The organism is Holdemanella hominis, assembly GCF_014306155.1.
Classification (GTDB): Bacteria; Bacillota_I; Bacilli_A; order Erysipelotrichales; family Erysipelotrichaceae; genus Holdemanella; species Holdemanella hominis.
Genome location: NZ_JACRWH010000070.1, coordinates 1 through 8,013 on the forward strand (window position 1 = coordinate 1; position 8,013 = coordinate 8,013).

The 8,013-nt window shown below is 34.2% G+C and carries 11 protein-coding genes and 1 pseudogene; 9 read left to right on the forward strand and 3 right to left on the reverse strand.

All coding sequences use genetic code 11. The annotated features are described in order from the left end of the window. The 5 genes and pseudogenes from H8911_RS11110 to H8911_RS11130 all read left to right on the forward strand — a co-directional run. Positions 1-558, forward strand: a pseudogene (locus H8911_RS11110) (carbamoyl-phosphate synthase large subunit); the annotation flags it as partial. Positions 559-720: 162 nt separating this feature from the next. Beyond that, positions 721-1,116, forward strand: a complete 396-nt coding sequence (locus H8911_RS11115) for an Hsp20/alpha crystallin family protein (RefSeq protein ID WP_186999705.1) — start codon at positions 721-723, stop codon at positions 1,114-1,116. Between the two features lie 20 nt (positions 1,117-1,136). Further along, positions 1,137-1,532 (forward strand): Hsp20/alpha crystallin family protein, encoded by a 396-nt coding sequence (locus H8911_RS11120; protein WP_117925319.1) that lies wholly within the window; start codon positions 1,137-1,139, stop codon positions 1,530-1,532. A gap of 48 nt (positions 1,533-1,580) precedes the next feature. Continuing rightward, a complete protein-coding gene (locus tag H8911_RS11125) occupies positions 1,581-2,324 on the forward strand; it encodes a magnesium transporter CorA family protein (protein WP_117925320.1) in 744 nt (247 codons plus the stop codon). 53 nt (positions 2,325-2,377) lie between these two features. Further along, complete coding sequence (locus H8911_RS11130; protein ID WP_117925321.1) at positions 2,378-3,205, forward strand: DUF4299 family protein; 828 nt, start codon at positions 2,378-2,380, stop codon at positions 3,203-3,205. 4 nt (positions 3,206-3,209) lie between these two features. Here H8911_RS11130 and H8911_RS11135 read toward each other — a convergent pair whose 3' ends face one another. Next, a complete protein-coding gene (locus H8911_RS11135) occupies positions 3,210-4,304 on the reverse strand; it encodes an alanyl-tRNA editing protein (protein ID WP_186999706.1) in 1,095 nt (364 codons plus the stop codon). Between the two features lie 133 nt (positions 4,305-4,437). On the opposite strand from H8911_RS11135, the gene H8911_RS11140 reads away from it, so the two are divergent. Further along, on the forward strand, positions 4,438-5,181 hold the full coding sequence (locus H8911_RS11140) for a VUT family protein (RefSeq protein WP_117573357.1): 744 nt from the start codon (positions 4,438-4,440) through the stop codon (positions 5,179-5,181). Between the two features lie 590 nt (positions 5,182-5,771). Here H8911_RS11140 and iscB read toward each other — a convergent pair. Together iscB and H8911_RS11150 are read right to left on the reverse strand one after the other, a co-directional pair. Next, positions 5,772-6,626 carry an RNA-guided endonuclease IscB gene (iscB, locus tag H8911_RS11145; protein ID WP_222621025.1) on the reverse strand — a complete coding sequence of 285 codons (855 nt, stop codon included), beginning with the start codon at positions 6,624-6,626 and terminating at the stop codon, positions 5,772-5,774. Between the two features lie 238 nt (positions 6,627-6,864). After that, complete coding sequence (locus H8911_RS11150) at positions 6,865-7,212, reverse strand: hypothetical protein (protein WP_186999707.1); 348 nt, start codon at positions 7,210-7,212, stop codon at positions 6,865-6,867. Between the two features lie 223 nt (positions 7,213-7,435). Between H8911_RS11150 and H8911_RS12800 the strand changes: the two genes are divergently transcribed. The 3 genes from H8911_RS12800 to H8911_RS11160 are packed head-to-tail and all read left to right on the forward strand — an operon-like array spanning position 7,436 to position 7,896. Next, positions 7,436-7,570, forward strand: a complete 135-nt coding sequence (locus tag H8911_RS12800; protein ID WP_255466316.1) for a hypothetical protein — start codon at positions 7,436-7,438, stop codon at positions 7,568-7,570. Between the two features lie 4 nt (positions 7,571-7,574). Next, positions 7,575-7,757 carry a hypothetical protein gene (locus H8911_RS11155; RefSeq protein ID WP_186999708.1) on the forward strand — a complete coding sequence of 61 codons (183 nt, stop codon included), beginning with the start codon at positions 7,575-7,577 and terminating at the stop codon, positions 7,755-7,757. Next, a complete protein-coding gene (locus H8911_RS11160; protein WP_186999709.1) occupies positions 7,744-7,896 on the forward strand; it encodes a hypothetical protein in 153 nt (50 codons plus the stop codon). Before H8911_RS11155 ends, H8911_RS11160 begins: the two co-directional genes overlap by 14 nt. The last annotated feature ends 117 nt before the right edge of the window (positions 7,897-8,013 follow it).

Consider the following 8,013-nt stretch of genomic DNA (forward strand, 5'->3'; position numbering starts at 1 on the left):
TTTGTCAAAGCACCAGTATTCTCATTTGCGAAATTACGTAGTGTAGATACAGTGTTAGGACCTGAAATGAAATCTACAGGTGAGGCTTTGGGTAGTGATGTAAACTTAGAAAAAGCATTGTACAAGGCTTTAGTAGCTTCTGGAATTAATATTCCTTTACATGGAAGTGTATTACTAACAATTGATGATGATAATAAACAGGATGCTTTAGAAATCGCAAAACGTTTCTATAACATTGGATATGGAATTTATGCGACGAAGGGTACAGCTAAATTCTTAGAAGATAATGGCTTATTTGTACATGTAGCGGCCAAAGTCAATGAGGATAATGGAAATGAAACGGTATTGGATATTATTCGTCATGGACATGTAAACTTTGTCATCAACACAATGTCAAATAAAGATAATTCTACAAGTAAAGATGGATTCTTGATTCGTCGTGTGTCTGCAGAAAACAATATTTCTTGTATGACAAGTTTAGATACGGCACATGCCTTAATTAAAGTATTGGAATCTTTGAGTTTCTCAATGGTTTCTATGAACGAAATGGGTAAATAGAGTGTGAGAAATCACACTCTAATTTTTTATAAAAAATTAGCACTTAAGTGTTGACAGTGCTAAAAAAGTGACTATAATGATAATTGAAGTTAGAGATAAGTCAAAATATATCCCGTAACTTGAAGATAGATTTCATAATCTAGTAATCAGGAGGCGATATTTATGAAGTACTATCCAATGTTTGATTTATTTGATGATTTCTTTACAGGAAACACAGCTAGTGATGTCATGAAGACAGATATTGTGGAAAAAGATGGAAACTATGAAATGAGCATGGAACTTCCTGGAGTTAAAAAGGAAGATATCCAGATGGAATTGAAAGATGGATATTTGAAAGTAACTGCTACACATGGTTCGAACACAGAAGACAAGGATGAAAAAGGTCGTGTCGTTCGTAAAGAACGTGTTAGTGGATCTTATTCAAGAAGCTTCTATGTTGGTGAAGGTATTCATCAGGAAGATGTTAAGGCATCCTTTGACAATGGTGAATTGAAGATTGTTGTTCCTAAGGAATCACCTAAACAGATTGAAGAAAACAAATTTATCCCTATTGAATAAGGTATCAGGAGGCGATATTTATGAAGTACTATCCAATGTTTGATTTATTTGATGATTTCTTTACAGGAAACACAGTTAGTGATGTCATGAAGACAGATATTGTGGAAAAAGATGGAAACTATGAAATGAGCATGGAACTTCCTGGAGTTAAAAAGGAAGATATCCAGATGGAATTGAAAGATGGATATTTGAAAGTAACTGCTACACATGGTTCGAACACAGAAGACAAGGATGAAAAAGGTCGTGTCGTTCGTAAAGAACGTGTTAGTGGATCTTATTCAAGAAGCTTCTATGTTGGTGAAGGTATTCATCAGGAAGATGTTAAGGCATCCTTTGACAATGGTGAATTGAAGATTGTTGTTCCTAAGGAATCACCTAAACAGATTGAAGAAAATAAATTTATTCCAATTGAATAACTGTAAGAATACGCCTAAATGGTGTATTCTTTTTTTTAAGGAGATATTATGAAGATAGAGGTAATAAATGAGAAGCGTTTAAATCATATTCATTATTGCAGAATACATAAAGAGAATAATCAATTGTCTGGTTCTTTTTGGGTTCCTTCCAAATCAAAATCTAAGAATAAGAAGATGTTTAGTATCGAATTAAATGATAGTGATTTTTTGGTTTGCGATCCTGAACATATTTTTAAACAAAAGATTTCAGGGAATAAGCCTAGTGAATGTATTCTAAATTTGATGAATATATTGATTCAAGAGGATATGGAGTTTCTTCAAAAACTTGAAATGAAACTTGAAAGAATAGAAGATCAGTTAATGTCACATACGGGGTCTCATTATGAGTCGCAAATCTTTGAAATGAGGAAAACGATTAGTACTTTTGATTCGTATTATGATCAGATGATTGAAGTGGTACAAAATTTACAGGAATTTTATAAGGGTTTTGAAACATTAGAGAAAAGACTAACACGTCTATCGAATGTTACGGATCGTTTGGCAGAGTATTCCATTCAGCTTCGTGAAATGCATCAAACACAAGTGGAGATGCGTCAGAATCAAATCATGCAGTTTTTGACAATTGTGACTACCATCTTTATGCCATTAACATTAATTACTGGATGGTATGGTATGAATTTTAAGGCTATGCCAGAATTAGATACTTCCTATGGATATTTCATTGTGATGGTAGTTTGTATATTGATTATTATTTTAGAAGTGATTTACTTTAAAAAGAAAAAATGGTTTTAACTATAAAAAGCGCTTGTTTCAGTGTATGATTTTGGTAGAGAGCAGGTGTTAGTATGTCTGTGAATATTCGTATTATGCAGAAGGGTTTCTTTCGTAGAAAAAAATTTATAATCGATGATTTAGTTAAACTGTCTCACTTATCTTTTGGGGTTATGGATGAAAATTGTCAATTAATTCCGAATCAGATAGGGGATCATACAATCTTATTTGATCACAAATATCTTCAAAGAGGAATTGAAATCTATATTCAAAATCATGATATTTGTCTGAATTTAAGTCTTCCTACAAGTATGGATGAAATTCAGTTGTTTTATTATTTAGTGAAAGTATATTGTGAATATATGGATACTGATGAATTTGTGAAAGACGATTGGCTAATGAACATAAAGGATATTGATTTGCAGATGGTGTATGATAAAAGAACGAGTGCCGATGCACTTATGGACTTGAAGAGTAAACTATCGAATCATAAGTATTTTGAAATCTTTGGCATTCTTCATCCGATTTCAATTGGGGAAAATGAATTGAATGATTTTGGCACAGATTTAGATTTGTTTGGACAATATCTACATAATCAACAAGCTTTGGATGCATATTATGCCACGCCAAGAATCTATAATGTACATGGTAGAAGAATTGGTATGTATGCACTAGGAGTTGATATACTAACGATTCTTCCGGTAGAGCCTTATGTGGTATTGAATCAAATTGAAGGGATAGAAGAATGGTATGTATTTATGAATGACAGCCTTGTGAAGTATCGTGATTTAATGAGCTTCATTAAAAAGTTTGATTATTATGATGCCAATCATAGAATGGTATGTTTATCGAAAGAAGAGATTTCAGAGGTTTTAAATACGCTTGCTATACAAAAAATATGAGCAGCTAATCAAATAGCTGCTCATTAACTGTATCTAGCGTTCCTTGAAAGAAATCATTTTTTCCTCCACCACGAACTGGATGTCTTTCTTTGAGTTGTAAGAATATATCTTTAGAGTTGATCATGAACCGATAATTATCTTTTTGTTTAGAAACAAGTAAAACATAGTTGTCACTAAAAGATACAAGCTTATTGTAGTAATACAATTGTGTATCTCGATCGAGTTCATCACATAGAATAATTTGATTTTCTTTATGTTCAATGATTAAGTGATCGATCATCTCTTTGTTTAATTGTTTGATTCTTTGTTTCAAAGCATAATTTTCATCTAATACGCGTTGTACATTGAATGATAAAGCTTCAATGTTTGAAGACAATTGATTGGAGATTTGAATAGACTGATCATGTTTTAAGACATAGTCTTCATAGGCAAGTTTTCCGCATAAGAAGAATAGGCGTGTGCCTTTTTTGATCTTCATCGATTTAATGATTTTAAACAATCCCACTTCAATCGTACTTTTTACATGGGGTGCGCAACATGCGCATAAATCTACATCTTCAATTTCGACAAGGCGTGGTTTGTCTAAGTCAAGTTTTGCACGATATTCCATGTTGGAATAATCCTCTAAGTAATAGGACTTAACAGGTTTATTTGAAAAGATGACAGAATTCACTAAAGCTTCAATTCTTTTAATTTGATCATTATTTAAGTCCATCGCATAATCGGCTGTAATTTCATTGTATCCTAAATGAAATCCAACATTATCCACATGAAATTCTTTGTGTATCAATCCAGAAAGAATGTGTTCTCCTGTATGATGTTGCATATTGGTGTAGCGATGAGTCCAGTCAATAATACCTTGTACATCACCATTTAATGCAGAGTGCGTATAATGATGGATTTCATCATTTATGATTTGTACATCCACCACATCAATACCATTTAACGTTCCTTTGTCACATGTTTGTCCACCTTCTTCAGGAAAGAAAAGGGTTTGATCCAAGATTATGTCGTATAATTCATCCTTTTTAACACATGAAGCAACATGGGAATGAAATGTTGTTTGGTAGGGTTCTTGTTCGTATAGTTTTAAAGACATATGTATCACCGCAATTAATCATAGCATAAGTGATATAAACTTTGACAAATAATTAAAAACATATTAGACTTATATGGTTTGAACAAAGATGTTTTGCTTCCCAACCATCTTTAAAAAAACAGGAGGGTAAAAAATGAATAGAATTAAAACGGAAGTTAAAGAAGTGAGTGTATTACTTAGAAGTATACCTTCACTTACGATGACACTTTTTATTGTTTCGGTCATCACTATGAATCTTTTGGCAAACAAAAGTATTAACTTGCCATTTAGCTTTATGGCACTAGATTGTGGAATTGTGGTAAGCTGGCTTTCCTTCTTATGTATGGATGTCATCACAAAACATTTTGGTCCTAAAGCTGCAACACAAGCATCACTTGTAGCGGTGTTGGTGAATTTAGGTATGTGCCTAGTTTTCTTCTTGGCATCAAAGATTCCTGGCGTATGGGGTGAATCCTATGTAGAAGGATCAGAAGCCATTATTAATGGGGCATTAGACGGAACAATTGGTGGTACTTGGTATGTACTATTTGGAAGTACAATTGCGTTTATTGTTTCTGCCATTGTGAATAACTATACGAATTCCATGTTAGGTAAGATTTCTAACAACAACAGCAACTTTAAATCGTATGCATTCCGCTCTTATGTATCTACTGGTATTGGTCAGTTTTGCGACAATCTAACGTTCGCATTAATCGTGTCACACCAATTCTTTGGATGGACATTGGTACAATGTGTTGTGTGTGCCTTTACAGGTATGATTGTAGAAACACTATGTGAGGTCATCTTCTCATATCCTGGTTTCAAGATTCTACAAAACTGGAAGAAGAATAAAGTAGGTAGAGAATATTTTGAATATATGAAAGAAAGCAGTCGTTAAACTGCTTTTTCTTTTACCAATCAAAAAATTCTTCGTCATCATAGTTTGGATCATATTTGTTTTCATCTTCGATCATCTGATAAATCACGTAGTCCCTTAAATCTTCCAAACTCATTTCCATGACTTTCTTTTTGATTCGTTCATAACTCTAAGCAAGGACACACGTGAATTTATTCATGTGAGGAATTGCCTTTATCTCCTTTAAATATGCATTTGCAGTGTCCTGAATCCTCAATTTTTTGTAACTGATGGAACCTTTGTTCACTTTGGCTCCATTCAATGTTCTTATATCAAAAAAGCCTGTAGCTCGTCTTCCAAAGATGAAATAGCTTTTGCCTTGATATAAGACTTTATCAAACAGGCGGAATCCTTTTACAAGATAAGGTGCCTGGTTGCGTTTACGAATACCACCTTTACTGAAGTTAGATTTATGAATTTGCCGATTGTGATGTCGAACCGTCTTCGTCAGATAATAAATATCCAAAGTCTTGGCATACGGATACTTGCTGATACAGACAGCATCATGGATATGACTTTTCTCTAAGCCAGCTCTTTCTCTCCAGTACTTTGTAATATATCCATATGTCCCTTCAACAGGAACATCGATTTCTTTTTTTTAGACGCTCCAACAAGGTTTTACGCATGATACCCATAAAAGTGGCATCACGATAGGATTTTCCTCGTTTCTTGCCTTTTGGAATGATTGTCTTTCCGGCATGCAACAACTTATGGCAGTGCTCACAAAGCGTAATCAGATTATTAGGAGCGTCACCTCCAGTCTGGCGACTTTCGATATGATGCACATGTAGTTTTACATTATTATCATGCGTACCACAACACTGACAAGTATATTCATCTCGATGAAGCACATACTGTCTTGTGTTATAGAAATCGTACTGTTCTCCAAGCTGATAGTCTGTGCCAACAGGGAGCGGCCTTCCTTCTTCCATCGCTTTTAGACGCTGAAGGTCGAATTCTGCTGTTTCTACATGAATATCAGATATAGGCAAAATTTGACATATTCTCTTGATGGCTGTTATATGTTCCTGAATCTTGACTTCGACTGAAGGAGCCAGCCATACTTTATGTTTAGAATGCACACGATTGTTGAATCTTGGCTTTCTGTATCTTGTTTTTCGACTTCTTCGAGAGCTACGCAGAGCTCGTCTTGCAGACAATAATTTCACGACATCGTTACGAGGAACCAGTTCTTCCTGATAGACGACTTTCTGCTCTGTTGTAGCAGCCAGACCAATATGTCTACTTCCTGCGTCTACACCAAGAGATACAGGTTGTGTTTCTTTTGTGCTCTGATATAAAAGTTGTATCGTGAATGGACAACGCTTTGCTACTTTAGCAAGATGACTGTTCAACAGCTTTCTTACTTTTCTGTGCCTTGAAGTTGGCATAAGTGGTTGTCCATCGATATCTAATACGTATACCATATAAGGCACCTCCTTTTTTGTGATATGTTTGATGCGGTAAGCCGGCACATATCGAGCCGTATATGACACCTTCGCCAATGTTAATGAGAGGTTTGCAATAAGACACACACTGTTCCTACCTCACAGAACTGTTTAATATGTCCCCTTAGAGCCGCAGACTAGGTGTTACATCCACGGGTAACTATATATTCTCTCTTAACGTAGTGCTCACAGCACTTAGGCTAGTCAACTTAGGCTTTTACAAGCCTGCCAATTCATTGGCGGATAGTTGACCCTTTCCTTTTTTCACAATCAAGAAAGGCCTTGTTGTGTGTCCTTCAGGAATGGATTTTAAGGCTTTATCTGTAACTGGCATTGTACAATATACTAAATTATCTACAGATATATGATTAAAAATATCTTCTTGCCAATCTTCATATGCATATTTGGATTTGAATCCAATATTACAAATATTCGCACCAATCTTTAAATACTTTTCTTGTTGGAGTGTACACTTATTTTGTTTTGTTTGTTCCTCATGTTTATAGAATAAACTACGGATAAATGCTTGGATAGATTTAAAATACCCCATTATGTTCTTGTTCATATTCGAGCCTTCATTCAAGCTAACCATATCATCTTAATTGACATTATCGATGTCTAAAACATAGATTGTTTTAAAAAGTGAATCAAACTTGTTTAAGTAATATGTTATAAACAAGTTTGAAGAAAAAATAACATTTGATACGTTTGAATGAAAATGAACAAAAAACTGTATGAAAACGATTTCAGACATGCTAATATGAAATTAGAAAAGGAGGACATAGTATATGATGTCATTAGATTGGTTAGTTTACGCACTAGGTGTAGCAGCTGTTGTTTTCTTAGTCGTTATGTTCTTCAAGTATAAAAAGCACAATCGATATGCCGATAAATTTGAAGACACATATCCAGATGCAAAGTAAGATTATGAAAAAGAGACAGAGAAAAAAGAATAATAAGAATGTTTTTATTCCGTTGATTCCTGTTGAAATGACGGAAGAAGAGGTTAAGCAAATTCTTAAAACGAGAAAGGAGAATGAATCAGATGATAGGCGTAATATGCATCATAGTACTTGTGATGGAGTTCGTGTTTCAGATGAGCTTTCCTAAATGGGGACTCATTTCTACAGTTGTTCTACTTGCAGGTGGAGCTATCTATGGCTTTTATATTCACGATTATTTTCAAGCAATGATGTGTGTTGCAGATATTGGATTTTTTGTGTATGCGTATGAGCATTTTAATAAATAAATTCAAGATCATTCGATATTTCATTAAGAATGGAAGAAAAGGCAATTGAGATTTCTAAGTTTGATCATAATACAATAGAAGCTTTAGTACATTCTCAATTATTAGTACAAGTAGATG